20 protein-coding genes and 2 pseudogenes are annotated in these 18,831 nt (G+C 32.6%); 18 read left to right on the top strand and 4 right to left on the bottom strand.

The window, feature by feature from the left end; genetic code table 11:
• The first annotated feature begins 166 nt into the window (after window positions 1-166).
• Both ACPWTF_RS07050 and ACPWTF_RS07045 read left to right on the top strand, forming a co-directional pair.
• Entirely contained in the window at window positions 167-1,375 is a 1,209-nt protein-coding gene (locus ACPWTF_RS07050) for a sugar transferase (RefSeq protein WP_427874952.1), read from the top strand.
• Entirely contained in the window at window positions 1,335-1,583 is a 249-nt protein-coding gene (locus tag ACPWTF_RS07045; protein WP_427874951.1) for a sugar transferase, read from the top strand. The genes ACPWTF_RS07050 and ACPWTF_RS07045 overlap by 41 nt, the downstream gene beginning before the upstream one ends.
• A 16-nt stretch (window positions 1,584-1,599) precedes the next feature.
• Here the strand turns inward: ACPWTF_RS07045 and ACPWTF_RS07040 are convergent, their stop codons facing one another.
• Complete coding sequence (locus ACPWTF_RS07040; RefSeq protein ID WP_427874950.1) at window positions 1,600-2,337, bottom strand: tyrosine-protein phosphatase; 738 nt, start codon at window positions 2,335-2,337, stop codon at window positions 1,600-1,602.
• 112 nt (window positions 2,338-2,449) lie between these two features.
• On the opposite strand from ACPWTF_RS07040, the gene ACPWTF_RS07035 reads away from it, so the two are divergent.
• From ACPWTF_RS07035 to ACPWTF_RS06960, 16 genes and pseudogenes are all read left to right on the top strand, one after another.
• Window positions 2,450-3,640, top strand: a complete 1,191-nt coding sequence (locus ACPWTF_RS07035; protein WP_427874949.1) for a DUF5009 domain-containing protein — start codon at window positions 2,450-2,452, stop codon at window positions 3,638-3,640.
• Between the two features lie 220 nt (window positions 3,641-3,860).
• Window positions 3,861-5,042: a BamA/TamA family outer membrane protein gene (locus ACPWTF_RS07030; protein ID WP_427874948.1), complete on the top strand. Its 1,182-nt coding sequence runs from the start codon at window positions 3,861-3,863 to the stop codon at window positions 5,040-5,042.
• 30 nt (window positions 5,043-5,072) lie between these two features.
• Window positions 5,073-6,236 (top strand): glycosyltransferase family 2 protein, encoded by a 1,164-nt coding sequence (locus tag ACPWTF_RS07025; RefSeq protein ID WP_427874947.1) that lies wholly within the window; start codon window positions 5,073-5,075, stop codon window positions 6,234-6,236.
• A gap of 84 nt (window positions 6,237-6,320) precedes the next feature.
• The gene (locus ACPWTF_RS07020) at window positions 6,321-7,679 is read left to right on the top strand and encodes a dihydrolipoamide acetyltransferase family protein (protein WP_427874946.1); all 1,359 of its coding nucleotides are present in this window, start codon (window positions 6,321-6,323) and stop codon (window positions 7,677-7,679) included.
• 219 nt (window positions 7,680-7,898) lie between these two features.
• A complete protein-coding gene (locus ACPWTF_RS07015) occupies window positions 7,899-8,669 on the top strand; it encodes a 3'-5' exonuclease (RefSeq protein ID WP_095931062.1) in 771 nt (256 codons plus the stop codon).
• 87 nt (window positions 8,670-8,756) lie between these two features.
• Window positions 8,757-9,368: a fumarylacetoacetate hydrolase family protein gene (locus ACPWTF_RS07010; protein ID WP_111289096.1), complete on the top strand. Its 612-nt coding sequence runs from the start codon at window positions 8,757-8,759 to the stop codon at window positions 9,366-9,368.
• On the top strand, window positions 9,368-9,712 hold the full coding sequence (locus ACPWTF_RS07005) for an Hpt domain-containing protein (protein ID WP_008468078.1): 345 nt from the start codon (window positions 9,368-9,370) through the stop codon (window positions 9,710-9,712). The genes ACPWTF_RS07010 and ACPWTF_RS07005 overlap by 1 nt, the downstream gene beginning before the upstream one ends.
• A gap of 177 nt (window positions 9,713-9,889) precedes the next feature.
• A pseudogene (locus ACPWTF_RS07000) lies at window positions 9,890-11,142 on the top strand (CinA family nicotinamide mononucleotide deamidase-related protein).
• 71 nt (window positions 11,143-11,213) lie between these two features.
• Window positions 11,214-11,450, top strand: coding sequence for a 50S ribosomal protein L28 (gene rpmB / locus ACPWTF_RS06995; protein ID WP_008468080.1), 237 nt, complete (start codon window positions 11,214-11,216; stop codon window positions 11,448-11,450).
• Window positions 11,451-11,477: 27 nt separating this feature from the next.
• Window positions 11,478-11,660: a 50S ribosomal protein L33 gene (gene rpmG / locus ACPWTF_RS06990; protein WP_011963553.1), complete on the top strand. Its 183-nt coding sequence runs from the start codon at window positions 11,478-11,480 to the stop codon at window positions 11,658-11,660.
• Between the two features lie 75 nt (window positions 11,661-11,735).
• On the top strand, window positions 11,736-11,888 hold the full coding sequence (locus ACPWTF_RS06985) for a DUF4295 domain-containing protein (RefSeq protein WP_008468081.1): 153 nt from the start codon (window positions 11,736-11,738) through the stop codon (window positions 11,886-11,888).
• A 188-nt stretch (window positions 11,889-12,076) separates the two neighbouring features.
• Window positions 12,077-13,030, top strand: a complete 954-nt coding sequence (ftsY, locus tag ACPWTF_RS06980; protein ID WP_095931059.1) for a signal recognition particle-docking protein FtsY — start codon at window positions 12,077-12,079, stop codon at window positions 13,028-13,030.
• Window positions 13,031-13,036: 6 nt separating this feature from the next.
• Window positions 13,037-13,201, top strand: a complete 165-nt coding sequence (locus ACPWTF_RS06975) for a hypothetical protein (protein WP_427874945.1) — start codon at window positions 13,037-13,039, stop codon at window positions 13,199-13,201.
• A 314-nt stretch (window positions 13,202-13,515) separates the two neighbouring features.
• Window positions 13,516-13,956 (top strand): lipocalin family protein, encoded by a 441-nt coding sequence (locus ACPWTF_RS06970; protein ID WP_427874944.1) that lies wholly within the window; start codon window positions 13,516-13,518, stop codon window positions 13,954-13,956.
• Window positions 13,937-14,233 (top strand): DUF721 domain-containing protein, encoded by a 297-nt coding sequence (locus ACPWTF_RS06965; RefSeq protein WP_095931056.1) that lies wholly within the window; start codon window positions 13,937-13,939, stop codon window positions 14,231-14,233. Before ACPWTF_RS06970 ends, ACPWTF_RS06965 begins: the two co-directional genes overlap by 20 nt.
• Window positions 14,234-14,374: 141 nt before the next feature.
• A complete protein-coding gene (locus ACPWTF_RS06960) occupies window positions 14,375-15,094 on the top strand; it encodes a hypothetical protein (RefSeq protein ID WP_427874943.1) in 720 nt (239 codons plus the stop codon).
• A 72-nt stretch (window positions 15,095-15,166) separates the two neighbouring features.
• Here ACPWTF_RS06960 and ACPWTF_RS06955 read toward each other — a convergent pair.
• The 3 genes and pseudogenes from ACPWTF_RS06955 to bshC form a co-directional block, all read right to left on the bottom strand.
• Window positions 15,167-15,585: pseudogene (locus ACPWTF_RS06955) on the bottom strand (nucleoside-diphosphate kinase).
• A gap of 230 nt (window positions 15,586-15,815) precedes the next feature.
• A complete protein-coding gene (locus ACPWTF_RS06950; RefSeq protein WP_427874942.1) occupies window positions 15,816-17,087 on the bottom strand; it encodes an acyltransferase family protein in 1,272 nt (423 codons plus the stop codon).
• A gap of 123 nt (window positions 17,088-17,210) precedes the next feature.
• Window positions 17,211-18,800, bottom strand: coding sequence for a bacillithiol biosynthesis cysteine-adding enzyme BshC (gene bshC, locus ACPWTF_RS06945; RefSeq protein WP_427874941.1), 1,590 nt, complete (start codon window positions 18,798-18,800; stop codon window positions 17,211-17,213).
• Window positions 18,801-18,831: the final 31 nt, after the last annotated feature.

Genomic DNA, 18,831 nt, shown 5'->3' with positions numbered 1-18,831 from the left:
AACGGTTCAAAATATTTTGAACCGTTTTTTTTTGCAAACAATTGATCTGTATTGTTAATTTAATGTTTCACAAGAATTGACTTAAAAATAGTATATAGCAATAATTAAAATACTATTTTCGTCATTTAGACTAAAAACAAATCTTACTCAGACAAAAAGCTTGAAAATGAATTTTTTACAAAACCTATCACGATATCGTTTTTCGCGTTACTCTAAAATATTATTTGTGTGCTGGGATCTTTTATTATTAAATTTTGCTGTATATCTGTCTGCTATGACAAGATTTGGAGATACAGACAAGCTTTTTTTGAAAGACGAAAAAACGATTTCATTATTAGCGAATTTGATCTGGATTGTTTTACTAATGCAAAAAGATTCTCATAGAATTATAAGGATAGAATATATCGAATCAATTTTAAAAAGAACAATTAAAAAGATTCTTATCCATGTCGCATTAATAGTCTTTTTTGTGGTTTTTTTAAAGTATACAGACATTTCAAGGCTCAGGTTGTTATATTTTTACCTGCTTTTTTTCACTTTACTGATGATATCCCGATATATACTAATGAAACTCTTAAAATATATTAGAGCTAAAGGTTATAATTTTAAAAAAATTATTATTGTAGGTGCTAATGAAACAGGAGAAAAGATGCGGAAAATATTAGCTAAAGATTTAACATATGGATATAAATTTTTAGGTTTTTTTGATCAAAAGAATGAAATCGAAAATCAATATATTCCAGTTATAGGAGGATTTGATGATGTACAGGAGTTTATTATTAGAGAAGAAATAGAAGAAGTGTATGTCGCTTTGCATATAGATAATATTAAAGTAATAAATGAGTTAACAAAAGTATGTGAGCAAAACTTGGTCAGAATTAAGTTTGTTCCTGATTTTCAGTTGTATACAAAATCCAGTAAGGTTGAGGTAGCTTTTTATGAAAATACACCTGTGTTAATGCTACGTCCTGAACCTTTAGAATTAGCAATAAACCGACTTTTAAAAAAAATATTTGATCTTTGTTTTTCTACACTTGTTATAATTTCGATCTTTCCTTGGCTCTTTCCAATAGTCATGATAATTATAAAATTGGAATCAACTGAACCTGTATTTTTTAGGCAAGATCGTTCTGGTCGCGACAATAAATCATTTTCATGTTTTAAATTTAGAAGCATGCACCTAAATGATTTGGCACATAATAAACAAGCAAAAAAAGGAGATTTACGTATAACAAAATTTGGAGCCTTTATGCGTAAAACAAGTATTGACGAGTTGCCTCAATTTTTTAATGTCCTTTTCGGAAACATGTCTGTAGTAGGTTCCACGACCCCATATGGTCAATTTAGCCAAAGAATATGGGGAACTTATAGATAATTATTCAGTTCGTCATTATGCTAAACCAGGAATTACGGGTTGGGCACAAGTAAATGGTTATCGAGGAGAAACAAAAAAGCTTTCTGATATGCAAAATAGAATAGAATGTGATATTTGGTATATAGAAAATTGGAGTTTGCTATTGGATATTAAGATTATAATTAGAACAATTATGAATATTATTCAGGGAGAAGAAAATGCTTATTAGTAAGTTTTAGATTTTTTTAAAATTTGAAAAAGGAATTATTTGCAATTACTTCTTTCAAAATGGAAACATCGCTAATATTTACCTTCTGCTCAAAAGATTTAACATGCTTATTGTGATGTACATCAGTTCCTGTAAAATCATACATTCCTTTTTTGAGAATCTGTTCGGCTATTTTGTTAATTTCACTTCCATAATAGCCAACAACTGAAAGTAAGTTTAGCTGAAATCTGCATCCCGCTTTTTTTAATTTATCGTATTCATTAAAGTTTTTATGATAAAATAAATATCTTTCAGGGTGAGCCAGAACAGGAATATATCCTGCTACTTGTAAGTCAAAAAGTGTTTTATAAAGTTGTATTGGAGCATTCATGTAAGACATTTCTACCAATACGTAATTGTCTTTTAAAGTTAAAAGCTTTTCATTTTTAAAGTGATTCTCAAACCAGTCGTCCATGAAATATTCTGCAGCTGCTTTAAGAGGAGCATTTATATTTTCCTTTGTTATAATCTGTTTAGTTTCTAGACAAGAATTGATAATAGTCGAAGGAGAGTTATCCCAAAGATAGTGGCTAATATGTGGAGTAGTAATAAATTGAGAGACTCCCAATTCCTGTAAAGATTTAATGAGCATTTTAGTATTATCAATAGTTTTTGCGCCATCGTCAATTCCTGGTAACAGGTGAGAGTGAATATCTACAAAGTTACCGCCCAGCAGATCTCGTAAAAGAGGTTTCGATTTAAAAAATGATAACATAATATAAAAAAGGTATAGCTCAATTCATTGTGTTGCAAAATTAATCTAGAATTTGTAACAAGACATTTTAGATTTATGTTATATTTGATTTTTAGTAAAAAAGTAAAAAATTATGAAAATAAAAGAGAATTTGTTTAATCAGCGTATTATTTCTATTGATGCTTTGCGTGGAATTACCATTTTTGTAATGATTTTTGTAAATGAGCTTGCGAGCATTCAAAACGTGCCACAATGGTTAAAACATATGCCTGCAGATGCCGATGCAATGACTTTTGTTGATTTAGTTTTCCCTGCTTTTTTATTCATTGTTGGAATGTCTATTCCGTTTGCTTTTAATGCCAGATTGATAAAAGGTGACAGCCCAAAAACAATTTGGACGCATACTCTTAAAAGAGCGATTGCTCTTATTGTAATTGGCGTTTTTATGGTCAATGCCGAATATGGTTATGATGCTACAAAAATGATAATCGCACCTGCGTTTTGGGGGCTTTTAGCCTATGCGATGCCAATTCCGATTTGGAATAAATATCCAAAAGATTTTCCCCTATGGTTAAAAAATATACTTCAATACGGAGGGATTTTAGTTCTAATAGCACTGTATTTTTTATATGTTCAAGAAACCGGAGATCGAGGAATGACTCCAAAATGGTGGGGAATACTTGGGTTAATCGGTTGGGCGTATCTTTTTACAGTAGTTTATTATTGGCTAGTTTCTGGAAATTTATGGGCAATGATTGCATTTTTAGCTTTTTCTGTTGCAATGAATTCGCTTAATCTAACTGAAAACTCTTTTGTACAAAATACTTCTTGGTTAAGTTTTATAGCTGGACATTTAACGCATGCTTCTTTAGCTTCGGCTGGAATAATAGTTTCGTTATTGTTTTTTGATCGAAAAATTAGTTCCAAATTCAACTGGCCAGTAATTGGTTTTGTTGCGCTATTTACAATCACGGCTATTTTGCTTCGTCCTTACTTTGGAATTTCAAAAATTAAAGGAACACCATCGTGGACGATGTTTTCGGCAGCGATATGTACCGTTTTGTTCTATTTGTTGTATTGGCTGATGGAAGTTAAAAAACAAACCAAATGGAGTGAATTTTTTATGCCTGCAGCGGCAAATCCGTTATTGATTTATATTTTGCCAGGTGTAATTTATTATTTCTGTAAAGCGTTTAATCTCCATATTATTCCCGGATATTTTAGAGAAGGAGTTCCTGGAATTATTTGGTCTCTAGTATTTTCTATCATTATGCTTTTCGTAATGAAAATCTTGAATAGATATAAGATTCAGCTGCATCTTTAATGTTTCAAGTTTTATGCAGAACTTGAAACTTGAAACCTGACCATGGAATTTTTATTGTAGAAAAGCGTTTAGGAGAAGCAGGTATAGAAACTTTTGGATGCGAGCCTCCTTACACACAACCGGTACCTTATTGATGTGTAATTTAGATTAGCATAAAAAAATGATTGATATTCTTAATAAAATTCTAAATTTGTAAGAGGGTGTTTTTAAAATATTGTGTGTGAATGGTTTAAAGAATAAATACATTGTAGTTTTATTTTTAATTGGATCGTTTTGTCAAGCTCAAAATGATAGCACAAATGTGGGTACACGAGATATTTTGGATGTTATACATCGAGTTTTTGATAAGCAGGACACCATTCGCCCAGAAAGAAATAAAAAACTGGCTTTTTCCTTATTGCCAGTTCCAGTTGGCGTTAATTCCAGTACAGGTTTGGTGGTTTCTTTTCTGACTACATTTTATTTAGGAGATCCCAAAACAACCAGAATGTCTCAGGTTACTTTTTCGCCTTATTTTAGTTTTAGTAAGCAATTTGTATTTCCAATCCAGTCTTACATCTATTCAAAAGATAATAAATGGAGTCTTATTGGAGATTATCGATACATGATTTATCCCCAAGATACTTACGGTTTGGGCGAAGACAATTCAGATAAAGAAATGTCAACGCTCGATTACCAGCAATGGCGTTTTTATCAGTTTATTACCAGACAGGTTATTGGAAATTATCGTTTAGGAGTTGGCTTTCTTTTAGATAATTATAATAATATTTCGGAAGAATCTTATATAGATGGAGAAACCGATTATTACCAATATATGAATGGTGATTATTCTGATGAGACTTCGTTTGGTTTTGCCTTGCAAGGACTTTACGATTCGAGGGAAAACATTATTAATCCCGAAAAAGGTTTGTATGTCGAAGCCGATTTTAGAATAAATACTAGCGGTGTAGAAGGAGACAAATGGCAATCTTTGTATTTTGATGCTCGAAAATATCATTCTTTCAGTAAAACTAAACATCGGGTTTGGGCTTCAAGAGCTTTTTACTGGTCAACGTTTGGCGGAAAACCCCATTACTTAGATTTACCAAGTATTGGTTGGGATCGTGAAGGAAAAACAGGACGAGGATTTACTAAAAATAGATACCGAAGCAATGCCCTTATTTATTTTGAAACCGAATACAGAACAGACATAAGCCGAAACGGATTTTTTGGGGCTGTTTTTTTTACTAATATTTCTTCGGTTTCTAAGTTAGATACCTATCAATTTAAAAAATGGAATCCTGCGGTTGGAACAGGAATTCGTATTAAATGGAATAAACGTAATGGCAGTAATTTGGCATTAGATTACGGAATTAGTAAAAACGATTGGTCACTGCGTTTGGGGTTATCAGAAAATTTCTAACTTCGGCCAAAATCTACAGATTCAATTTTCATGCAGTTATCGGTTGTCATTTTAAATTATAATGTGCGTTACTTTCTAGAACAATGCGTTTTAAGTGTTCAGGAGGCAATTGCGGCAATCGATGCAGAAATTATTGTGATTGACAATAACTCATTAGACGAAAGTGTTTTGATGATGAAGGAAAAATTTCCAGACGTAAAACTGATCGAAAACAAAGAAAATTTTGGATTCCCAAAAGGTAATAATATTGGTGTTCGTCAAGCGAAAGGAAAGTATATTTGCATTTTAAACCCAGATACCGTTGTTGCAGAAGATACTTTTACGAAGATTTTGGCTTTCGCCGAAAGGCAAAAAAATCTCGGAATTGTTGGCTGTAAATTAATTGATGGAACAGGGGAGTTTCTTCCAGAAAGCAAACGCGGAATTCCTTCGCCTTGGGTTGCTTTCACCAAAATTTTCGGATTGTATAAAGTTTTTCCCAAATCCAAACTCTTCAATCAATATTACGCACAGCATTTAGATGAAAATAAAACGGGGGAAGTAGATATTCTTGTTGGCGCTTTTATGCTTTTGAAAAAAGAGCTTTATGAAGATTTAAAAGGTTTTGATGAAGATTGTTTCATGTATGCTGATGATATCGATTTATCGTATAGAGCATTGCAAAAACAAAAGTCAAATTTTTACTTTCACGAAACTACAGTTTTGCACTATAAAGGAGAAAGCACCATAAAAGACGAAAAATATATGAAACGTTTTCAGGAAGCTATGAATTTCTTTTATCAGAAGCATTTTAAGAAATCACTGTTTTTTAGTTTCTTCATCCAAATCGGAACTTGGTTTTTCTCTTTTGTAAAAATGTTTCAAGGCAAAACAAGAATAAAACCAAATCCAGAATTGCATGTTTTTTATTCTTTAAACGAAGATTTGTCTCACAAAATAGCCCTAATTTTAAAAAATAAAGTCCAGTTTTTAAAAATCCCGAAAGAAAAAATGGTAAATTCGTGCCTGATTTTTAAGGGAAAAAACGTCGAAATAATTTTGGATAATCAGTACATTTCATTCAAAAAATGTATCGAAATCATAGAAACTATTAAAGATAAGAGTATTACTTTTAAAGTTTTGCCTAAAAATACCCATTTTATTATTGGAAGTAATTCCAGAAATGACAGAGGGCAAATTATAAAAATCGAGTAAAAAATTATATTAAATGAAATTTATGTTTAAAATATTCATTAATTTCGCAATCTGAAAATCAAAAACATCTTTTAGATTAACAATATGGCAAGATTTGAATTAAAGCTTCCTAAAATGGGAGAAAGTGTCGCTGAAGCAACTATTACAAATTGGTTGAAAGAAGTTGGAGACAAAATTGAGGCTGATGAAGCTGTACTCGAAATTGCAACAGATAAAGTTGACAGCGAAGTGCCTAGCGAAGTATCAGGAATTTTAGTTGAGCAATTGTTTGGTAAAGATGATTTAGTGCAGGTAGGGCAGACTATTGCTATTATTGAAACTGAAGGCGGAGAAACAGCAACTCCAGAAGCTGCAAATACAGTTCAAGAAACTGCCGCTCCTGCAGAAGCTGCAGAAATCGAAAAAACAATCGAATCGGTTAAAGAAACGGTAACTTCTCAAGATTTCTCAGGATCAGATAAATTCTTTTCTCCATTAGTAAAAAATATTGCAAAAGAAGAAGGTCTTTCTTTAAACGAACTCGAAAACATTCCAGGTTCTGGAAAAGATGGACGTGTGACTAAAGAGGATATTCTAAAATATGTAGAAGCTCGTAAATCGGGTTCTATTAAAGCTCCGCAAACAGTTGAAGTTGCTCCAAAAGTTGTTGCAGAAACTCCAAAAGCTGAAGCTCCAAAGGCAGTTGAGCCAGTTGTTCAAAAAAGCCAGCAGGCAGTACCAGTTTCTGTAAATGGTGGTGACGAAATTGTTGAAATGGACAGAATGCGTAAACTGATTTCGGGTTACATGGTAGCATCGGTTCAGACTTCGGCTCACGTGCAATCTTTCATTGAAGTAGATGTAACGAATATTGTAAAATGGAGAGATAAAGTAAAAGCCGCTTTCGAAAAAAGAGAAGGCGAGAAACTGACTTTTACTCCAATTATGATGGAAGCAGTTGCAAAAGCTTTAAAAGATTTCCCAGGAATGAATATTTCTGTTGACGGAGATTATATCATTAAAAAGAAAAATATCAATTTAGGAATGGCAGCAGCATTGCCAAACGGAAATTTAATTGTTCCTGTAATCAAAAATGCAGATCAGTTAAATCTTGTTGGAATGGCAAAAGCGGTTAACGATTTAGGAAACCGTGCAAAAGCTGGAAAACTAAAACCAGACGATACTCAAGGCGGAACTTACACGGTAACCAATGTTGGTACTTTTGGAAGCGTTTTTGGAACTCCGATTATCAATCAGCCTCAAGTTGGAATTCTAGCGCTTGGCGCAATTCGTAAAGTGCCTGCAGTTATTGAAACTCCAGAAGGTGACTTTATCGGAATTCGTCAGAAAATGTTCTTATCGCACTCTTACGATCATAGAGTCGTAGATGGTGCATTAGGAGGAAGTTTTGTGAAACGAGTAGCAGAATATTTAGAAGCTTTTGATGTAGATAGAGATTTCTAAAAATAAAATATAAATAAACTCAAAATCCGATAGGTTTAAAACCTGTCGGATTTTTTGTTTTGTAAGAAAAGAATTAAGCAGTACTACGCAGACTTATTAAAAGCTTGTTTTTGAAAAGTTAAAATTGAGTAATTGAAAGCATTTTTCGACAAAAAAAATCAGAATAAAGAGAGATATTCCGCTTTAAAAATTACATTTGTAAACTTATAAAAATTAGAAATGGAATTAAAACTTAACAAGCCAATTTGCTTTTTTGATCTCGAAACAACGGGAATTGATATCGGTAAAGATAGAATCGTAGAAATTTCAATATTCAAAGTTTTTCCAAACGGAAACAAAGAAAGTAAAACCTGGTTGGTTAATCCAACAATTCCAATTCCTCCACAAACAACTGCAGTTCATGGTATAACAGACGAAAAAGTTGCCAATGAACCCACTTTTGCAGAACTTGCTCCGCATATTCATAATATGATAAAAGACAGTGATCTTGGCGGATTTAATTCAGATCGTTTCGATATTCCGCTGTTAGCAGAAGAATTACTTCGCGCAGGAGTTGATTTTGATATGAAAAACAAAGTTTCTGTAGATGTGCAGACTATTTTTCATAAAATGGAAGAGCGTACTTTAAGTGCTGCTTTGAAATTTTATTGTGGAAAAAGTTTAGACAATGCGCATTCGGCAGAAGCAGATACAATGGCAACATACGAAATCTTGAAAGCACAATTAGATCGTTATCCAGAATTAGAGAACGACATGAAATCTTTGTCTGAATTTACGACACGTAAAAAAATCGCCGATTTTGCAGGAATGATTGCTTTTGATAAAGATGACGAAGAAATTTTTACTTTTGGAAAACATAAAGGTGCTAAAGTGGAGAAGGTTCTAGAAACAGAACCAGGGTATTTCAGCTGGATTCAAAATGCTGATTTTCCGTTGTACACCAAAAAAGTTTTGACAGCAATTAAATTAAGAAAATTAAATACTAAATAAGTTTCTAAGATGCTAAGATTCTGAGATTCTAAGTTTTTTAGATTCTTAGTATCTTAGCATCTCAGTATCTCAGTAACTTAAAAAAGAATGAAAATTATCTGTGTCGGCAGGAATTATGCCAATCATATAGAAGAGTTGAAAAACGAACGCCCAAGCGAGCCGGTTGTTTTTATGAAGCCAGATTCAGCGGTTTTGTTGAAACAGCATCCTTTTGTTATTCCAGAGTTTTCTGAAGATGTTCATCATGAAGTCGAAATAATCGTAAAGATTAATAAGGTCGGGAAATATATTGAGCCAAAATTTGCTCATAAATATTATGATGAAATAAGTGTGGGAATAGATTTTACAGCGCGAGATCTGCAAAGTAAATTGAAAGAAAAAGGACTTCCGTGGGAAAAAGCCAAGGCCTTTGACGGTTCTGCAGTTATTGGAGATTTTTTGCCAAAAACTGATTTTGTTTCTATGGAAAATCTTAATTTTGAATTAAGAAGCAATTCGGAAACAGTTCAAAAAGGAAACTCAAGTATGATGCTTTGGAAGATCGATGAATTGATTTCTCACGTGTCTCAGTTTTTTACCTTAAAAATTGGAGATATTATTTTTACAGGAACGCCTGCAGGTGTTGCGGCTGTAAAACCAAATGATGTTTTAGAAGGCTTTTTAGAAGATAAAAAATTATTCAGAATACAAGTAAAATAATGGCTTTAAAGTACAACCTTTCGAAAGTTTATGCGCTTTCAGATAATGACCCTGAATTTGTAAATCAAATTTTAACCTTATTTGTTACAGAAGTTCCAGAAGATTTAAAACAAATTAAAGAAGGAATAAAAAAGAAGGATCATAAATACGCCTATTCCTATGCTCATAAAATAAAGCCTACACTTGATTTGATGGGGTTAAATGTGGCTTTTGAAGAAATTTTGCAGGTAGAAGCTTGGACAAAAGCTGAAGGCAAGAAAAAAGATATTATCGAAACTTTTAAAAGTATTAAAGTACAAGTAAAAGAAGCGATTAAAGAAATTAAAAAAGATTTTGATCTTTAATATAAAATTTGACTTATTCCTGTTTTTATAAAAGGAATAAGTCAAAATATTTTTTAAATTTTGTAAACGGGCTTATAGTTTGTAAAAGCCGTTAATACCTTCCTCCTAGACAAAATTTAATTTTCTACTTATAAATTTTAGCTTATTTATTTAAGCGACACAAATATTTCACTGATTATGAAAGCAGCAATTATTACTATTGGAGATGAAATCTTAATTGGTCAAATCGTAGATACAAATTCGGCTTTTATTGCCAAATCACTCGATAGAATTGGAGTTGAGGTGGCAGAAATGCTGTCAATAAGCGATGACAAAAAACATATTTTAGGCACTTTTGCGCAACTACAAAACAAAGTAGATGTTGTGATTGTGACAGGCGGATTAGGCCAACCAAAGATGATGTAACAAGGAAAACTTTCTGTGAATACTTTGATGATGAATTAATTGTAGATCAAAAAGTTTTGGCGCATGTGACGGAATTAATTGAAGGGTTTTATAAAAGACCCATTTCTCAATTGAACAAAGATCAAGCTCTTGTTCCGTCAACCTGTACTGTTTTGCATAATAAAGTTGGAACTGCGCCAGGAATGTGGATGAAGAAAGAAAATACCGTATTTATTTCGCTTCCGGGAGTTCCGTACGAAATGAAATATTTGGTAGAAGAAGAAATAATCCCGAAAATTGTCCGCGAATATAAACGTCCTTACATTATTCATAAAACCATTTTGACGTATGGGCAAGGAGAAAGTTTAGTTGCAGAACGTATTGAGCAATGGGAAAACAACCTTCCTGAATTTATAAAACTGGCTTATTTGCCCAATCCAGGGCGAGTTCGTCTGCGTTTAACTGCTCGTGGGACTAATAAAGAGGAATTAGAAGAAGCTATAGAAAGCAACGTTCAGTCCTTGGATGCCATCATTCACGATATAATTGTAGGTTACGAAGAGAATGAAACAATTGAAACAGTAATTGGTAAGCTGCTTTTGAAGCAAAATAAAACCATCTCAACAGTAGAAAGTTGCACAGGTGGGAGAATTGCATCATTATTGTCATCTGTTCCAGGTTCGTCAAGCTATTTTAAAGGAAGTATTGTTTCTTATGCCACAGAAGTCAAAATAAATGTTTTGGGAATACCGAAAAATTTAATTGATCAATTTTCGGTAGTTAGTGCTGAGGTTGCATCGGCTATGGCTTTGAGTGCTAAAGATTTGCTGAAAACCGACTATGCGTTAGCAACGACGGGTAATGCAGGCCCATCAAAAGGCGATTCTGATGTTGAAATAGGCACTGTTTTTATTGCTTTAGCAACGCCAGACGGGGTAATTGTCGAGGAATTTAACTTCGGACAACCTCGTGAAAAAGTGATAGATAGGGCGTCTGTCAAGAGTTTGGAAATATTACAGAAAGAAATTTTAAAATTTGTGCAATAATTTTTTGCTACAATGGTTTATTTTTCTTTTCTTTGCACCCTGATTTTGAATAACGATAAAAGATAAGTATAATGTCAAGAGTTTGTGACCTTACAGGTAAAAGAGCGATGGTAGGAAATAACGTTTCTCACGCTATGAACAAAACTAAGAGAAAGTTTTCTGTAAACTTAGTTAAAAAGCGTTTTTATCTTCCAGAAGAAGATAGATGGATTACTCTTAGAGTAGCAGCATCTACGATAAAAACAATTAATAAAAATGGAATCACTGCTGTTTTGAAAAAAGCACAGTCAGAAGGATTTATCAAATAATCTTTTCCTAAATAAATATATAGCAAGATGGCAAAGAAAGGTAATAGAATCCAAGTAATTTTAGAATGTACTGAACACAAAGCTTCTGGTGTTGCAGGAACTTCTAGATATATTACAACTAAGAACAAAAAAAATACTCCAGACAGATTAGAGATTAAAAAATTTAATCCAGTTTTAAAAAGAGTAACTGTTCACAAAGAAATTAAGTAATAATTAGAGATTTTGATTAAATCTCAAATGGTTTTTCATTTGAAGATTTAATGAATTTCAAATAACATTTGAATCATGGCAAAGAAAACCGTAGCATCGTTACAAACATCTTCTAAGAGATTATCAAAAGCCATCAAAATGGTAAAATCTCCTAAAACTGGTGCATATACATTCGTAGAATCTATTATGGCTCCTGAAGAAGTTGATGAGTTCTTGAAAAAGAAATAATTACAATTACATTATATAGAAAAGCTACTTTCTTTCGGAAGTAGCTTTTTTATTACCTATATTTGTCTAAAAATTTAAAGAATCGTAACAATTGGCCTTTTTTGGGAAAACAATTGCGCTTTCTTTAAAGATTTTGATTTCTTGCGTGAAAATCAAGAAATCTAGTAAATCTAAATAATCTACAAAAAATGAGTTTTTTTAAAAAATTATTCTCTACCGAAAAAAAAGAGACTTTAGACAAAGGTCTTGAAAAAACGAAAACTACTTTTTTCTCGAAGTTAAGTAAAGCCGTTGCAGGGAAATCTAAAGTTGATGATGATGTTTTAGATAATCTGGAGGAAGTTCTTGTAGCTTCTGATGTTGGGGTAGATACTACTTTGAAAATTATTACAAGAATTGAAAAGCGTGTTGCTGAAGATAAATATCTAGGAACAGAAGAATTGAATCAAATTCTTCGTGATGAAATTGGTGCTTTATTATCTGAAACGAATACAGGTGAGGCAACAGAATTTGAAATTCCGAAAGATAAAAAGCCTTACGTTTTAATGGTTGTTGGAGTAAATGGAGTTGGAAAAACTACAACAATTGGTAAATTGGCTTATCAATTTAAAAAAGCGGGTCATAATGTTGTTTTAGGTGCTGCAGATACATTTCGTGCTGCTGCGATCGATCAATTGCAAGTTTGGGCAGATCGTGTAAATGTGCCTATTGTAAGACAGCAAATGGGAAGCGATCCTGCTTCTGTAGCTTTTGATACTTTACAATCTGCAGTTGCTCAAAATGCTGATGTTGTAATTATCGACACAGCTGGACGTCTTCATAATAAAATCAACTTAATGAACGAGCTGACAAAAGTAAAACGTGTAATGCAGAAAGTGGTTGCTGATGCACCTCATGATGTACTTTTGGTTTTGGATGGCTCTACAGGTCAAAATGCTTTTGAACAAGCTAAACAATTTACGGCAGCTACAGAGGTTACTTCATTGGCTGTTACAAAATTGGATGGAACAGCAAAAGGTGGAGTGGTAATTGGAATTTCAGATCAATTTCAAATTCCTGTAAAATATATTGGTGTTGGTGAAGGAATTGAAGATTTGCAAGTCTTCAATAAATATGAATTCGTTGACAGTTTCTTTAAATAATTTACAATGAAAAATATATCAGCTTTAACTTTTTATTTTGCTAGTGTAATATCTTTTGTTTTGGCAAATGTTTTAAAAGATAAAAATCTTTCGATATATTATATTTTACTAGTTCTAGGAATTGTTTTATTCTTTTTGGGAGTTCTTAAAAGAATACGTTCTAATCGATAAATATAATTGAAAATTTATTGAGTCTTTAAATAGGATTCGTTTAGGCGTTTCTATTTAAAGACTCTTTTTTATTGGTAATGCCTGTTTTGAAAAATAGTTGAATGTGTTTTCGATTTTTATTTCTTTTGATGATTATAAGGTTATCTTTGTAGTCTGAGAAATTCTCTTTTGAAAACGGGAGCCCTAGCCCTGATGGGAGCGGCATCCTTTTGTGCCGGGGTTCGGCGCAAAAGATACAGCGGACAGCAGGAAATAGCTTCTAATTCTTCGACTTCATTCAGATTAAAAAAGAATAAATTTTAATATTTTTATTTATGAAAAACACTTTTATAGTTTTGTTTTGTTCACTTTTATTTGTGAGCTGTAAACAGGAAATAAAACCTGCAGACCTCGCCAAATTAAATGGTTATTGGGAAATTGAAAAAGTGGTTTTTGAGAAAGGCGAGGAGAAGGAATATAAAATGAACGAGACTTTTGATTTTTTTCAAATTAAAAACAATAAAGGAGTTCGAACGAAAGTGATGCCACAATTTGATGGTACATTTTTGACAACAGACACTTTTGAGAATGTTTCGGTTCGTTTTACTGGAGAACAAGTTTTCTTAGATTATAAAACGGATTATGCAAAATGGAGTGAGGAAATTATTTCGCTCTCCGATGACAAATTAGTGGTTAAAAATCCACAAAAAATTGAATATCATTATAAAAAAGCTGAACCAGTAAATTTATTAAACGATGGCGAAAAGACTAAATAACGAAAGTACTATTAGTGCTGTATTACAGCAAATTATTCAAGTGAATAAATTACAGCCAGGTATGGATCAAATTGATGTTCGTGACGCTTGGAAAAATCTTATGGGGAGCGGGGTCAATACTTATACTCGAAATGTTGTACTGAAAGGCAGTACACTTTATGTAGAATTAGGTTCGTCTGTTCTGCGCGAAGAATTAACTCATGGAAAATATAAAATTGTTAAAATGATTAATGAAGAATTGGGACGTGAGGTAGTGAAGGATGTGGTTTTACGCTGATTTCATTAGGTTTTTTTTAATAAGATTAACTTTAAAAATAATTAACACTTCTATTGTGAAGTGTTTTTTTTTTGCGATACATTTGAGCGTTATTTTTTGTAAGTAGCATCTTTTAGTAACCCAAAAACAATTAAAAAAACAATGAAAAAAATTTTACTTATTTTAACCGTATTATTTGCTTTTACTAGCTCTGCACAAAAGAAAAAAGTTGCTGTTGTCTCTTTTTATACAGATAAAACAATAGATCTTTCTGAGCTTGGTTTAAATGGTCTGGCTGCAGTGACAGATTTAGGAAGTAATCCGAATTTTAATTTATTGCCAATTTTGGAGAAGTATCATAATGCATTTTTCAATGATTATTCTAAAAAATTCCCATTTGATTTAATTCCTGAGACGGAGGTAACTCAAAAACAAGAATATATTGATTACGTTCCTCATTTTGATAAAGAAGGAGATGCTGGAAAATATATTATCAACTATCCTGGATACAAATATATTTATGAAGGAATAAATGGTTCTGCAAACGAAGTAGCAACAGCGACTATGTTTAAAGATAATGCTGATGGTGTTTTGTTTACTGAAATTCATTTTGCTGTAGTAAAAGGATTTGCTGTGGGTGGAACAGGAACTATTAAAATGAAAGCTTATGCAAGAATTGCTTTGTATGACAAAAATGGAAAAAAATTATTTGCTTTCAATGAAGGAGCAACATCTAAGAAAACTGGAACAATTGTAGGAGGTATTCCTGTTTTATCTTTTGATAAAGTATTACCAATGTGTGAGAGTGCATTAGATGAGCTTTTGAAAGATTTGGATGGAAGAATCGAGAAAATGGTAAAAAAGACTGCTAATACTCTATGATCAGTTCGTAATAAGAATAAAAAACCCGCTTCAATTTGGAAGCGGGTTTTTTTGTTTGATTTGTAATTCTTATTAGAATTGCTCTCTTCCTGCAAAGTGGAATGCGCTTTCGATAGCAGCGTTTTCGTCGCTGTCAGATCCGTGAACTGCATTTTCTCCAATTGAAGTAGCGTATGCTTTACGAATAGTCCCTTCAGCAGCTTCAGCTGGATTTGTAGCTCCAATTAAAGTTCTGAAATCTTCTACTGCGTTATCTTTCTCTAAAATAGCAGCAACAATTGGTCACGAGACATGAATTCAACTAATTCTCCGTAGAAAGGTCTTTCTGCGTGAACTGCGTAAAATGCTTTTGCATCTGCTACAGTTAATTGAGTTAATTTTAATGAAACGATTTTGAAACCACCATTAGTAATCATTGCTAAGATATTCCCGATGTGTCCGTTTGCAACAGCATCTGGTTTAATCATTGTAAAAGTTCTATTTGTTGCCATTTTATATTTTATTAAATTTTGTGCAAAAGTATACTTTTTTTATGAATTGATTTTAATTAATTCGTAATTAAAACATAGTAGAATAATGTTTTAACCAAGAATAGGTTTTTTTTGAGTCATTATGTAGAGATGCACTGCAGTGCATTTAGCACAAAGTAAATATTTAATGAAAAAAGACGCACTGCTGTGCGTCTCTACAATTGTGTTTCTGTCTATATATCGTGTAAAAATTAGACTTTAAAGATTAATTTGTTTCTGTAGAATACCCACAAAATAAATGTCCAGATTGCAACGTATGTTAATGCGCCTGCCAAAGAAGCAGTCATAGGATTGCTGAAAAATGGTGCAATTCCGAAACGATATAGATAATCTAAGAGGTTAATTTGTTCGCCAGCAAGCGATGGATGTTGAAAACGAATGAGTACCAAAGCTTGAGGAATAATCTGTGAGGCAAAGAAAACAATCATTGGGTTTACTCCCCAAATAACAAATAGTTTAAAGCCTTTTTTGAATTCTTTTATGTCAATTATATAATATAGTGCTGTAAGACAAATTGTTGCCAATCCTGTTGTATATAAAACGTAACTGCTTGTCCAGATTGATTTGTTTATTGGAAAAACTAAATCCCAGATTAAACCGAAAAAAATTAACGCAGTGCCGATCATTCCCATTCTTTGGGCTTTTTGGATTTTAGTTACATTAAGCAATAGAATTTGTCCGATGAATAAACCAATAATGCCGTTTACAATTGATGGCAAAGTGCTTAAGATTCCTTCTGGATCCCAAGTATTGGTTTCATGGTACATATGTCCTTTCAAGAAAATGCTGTCAACCCAAGCGGCTAAATTAGTGCCTCTTTCTAAATTTGCTTCTCCAAAACCCGGAACAGGAATTAAGGTCATAACCGCCCAATATCCTAGAAGTAAAATTGCTCCCGTAATAATTTGAGTTTTTCGAGATGTCTTTAAATATAAAAGCGAAACGACAAAATAGACTACTGCAATACGCTGTAAAACTCCAGGAAGTCGAACATCTTGATAATTTTCAAATCCGCCGTAGGCTAAAATGAGATAAATAGCCAATATGCCAAATGCAAAAATGTTTTTTAGACGCGTGCTAAAACTTCCCATCAAAGCATAACCAACTGCAAAAGTAATGACCAATCTTCCAATTAGAAGCGGAATTCCATCCAATCCAAAAAGCTGAATTTTTCCGAAGAAATTAAAGAAAATCCCTAAACAGAACATTCTTAAAGAACGAATCAGGATTTTGTTAAATGTTGTTTCGTCATATGCTTTCTCTGGCATTGCAAGCGGTACAGCAACTCCCATTATAAAAATAAAAAACGGGAATACAAGATCGGTTGGTGTACAGCCATTCCAGTGCGCGTGTAAAAGCGGAGGGTAAACATTTCCCCAATCACCAGGATTGTTTACAATAGTCATTAATAGAATTGTCAGTCCGCGAAAGACATCAAGCGAAATTAATCGTTCTCTTACCATTAGGTTAGTTAGTTAATAGGTTATAAAATATAATTCTATTTGGTTTGAGAGAGTAAAGATTTAGAAAATGTGCTGGTTATTTGTTCCTAAATCTGTACTTTTTAATTTCTAAAGATAATTATTTTAGATTATTATGATGTCAAAATTATGTTCTAAAGGTTTTAATTTCTGAATTATAAGCGGAATCAATTGTTCTCCTTTTTCTAAATAAAATTCAGAAAAATTGGCTTGGCGTTCTTGAAGGCTATTGTTTGGAAATAATTCGCATTGCAAATCGGTTACACGCTCCAATTGGTCGGCTAGTTTTCTTTTTTGTGCTTTTAACAAACGTTTTTCTAAATTTTCTATACCTTTCTTTTGTTTTACTTCTTGAGCTTTAACTGCTCCAGAAAAAGATTTGTCGGTCTTTTCGGCCAATTCAAAAAGATAAGCAAACTGTTTTTCAAGCGCTTCTTTTTGAGGAGTTAAATCTATTGGAAATGGAGAAAGTTTATGCGTAATTTCATTGACTAAATTCTCTGATTTACTGAATAAATCTTTCCAAGTTAAATTTAAATTATCGGCTTTTTTAACTTGTTTTTCGGTTGCTAAAAGAACTGAATTTCGAACTAATAATATTGGGAAAGTAATGTTTGCTGCCTCAAAGAAAGCTTTTAATTCTAACCAATAAGCAATTTCCCCGCCTCCGCCAATGTAGCAAAGATTAGGAAGAATAATTTCCTGATATAGCGGACGCATAATTACATTGGGACTGAATTTTTCAGGATTGCTTTCTAATAGTTTTAGAATTTCTTCTTTCGAAAATGAAATTCTAGTGTTGTTAACCAGGTATTTATCATTTTCAAAAATGATTCTTTCTCGCAGTTTATCTTCAATGTAAAATAAATTTATTTCACGAGGATTTACTTGAACAGTATAGGCAGAAAGTGCTTCAATTGATTTTTGAACGGCTTTAAATGAAGTCTGATTTTCTAATTCTTCTTTTACAAACGGAATAAAAGCACGTTTTAAATTGGTGTCGTCTGCATCTATAATTACTAAGCCATAGCTTGAAAAAAGCGCATTGGCCAAAAAGCGAGTTGCATCGGCTAGATTTTCGTGTTTTAAATACGCATTTTCAAAAAGCTTCTTAAGTGCGTTTGCATTGGTGCTTGAACCTAATTCTTGAGAGTAAATTTCAAACAAATTTTCTAAGCCTTCAGTTGAAAGCCTTCCAACGGGACCGGTACTTTCTGCATTCCAACGGATTTTTTTTCCTTTAAAATTAAAATAATTAATTTCTTCAAAATCGTGATCTTCAGTCGCCATCCAATAAACTGGAACAAAATTGTATGAAGGATATTTCGATTTTAATTCTTTAGTTAAATTAATCGTAGAGATGATTTTATATAAAAAATATAACGGTCCGCTAAATAGATTTAACTGATGTCCAGTTGTAATGGTAAATGTATTTTCGAGTTTTAAAAGCGCAATATTATGTTGAGTGGATTCCGAAATTTCAATATTTTGATATTGTTTTTCCAGTGTTTCAACCAATGCAGTTCTATTGTTATGATCAAAATTGGCTGATTTTTCAGCTATTTGTTTTCCAAAATTTTCTAGGCTTGGAAAATGGTTGTACAGCGGTTTTAACTCTGGTTTCTGATCTAAGTAATCTTGCATTAATTTAGAGAAATATCCAGAAGATTGAAAGCTGATACAGTCGGTTGGCATAATTTTAAATTTATTTTTGACAGCTGTAAAT

This window comes from Flavobacterium sp. MMS24-S5 (genome assembly GCF_050320125.1).
Taxonomy (GTDB): domain Bacteria; phylum Bacteroidota; class Bacteroidia; order Flavobacteriales; family Flavobacteriaceae; genus Flavobacterium; species Flavobacterium tyrosinilyticum.
This window is presented reverse-complemented; position numbering and strand designations above follow the sequence as displayed.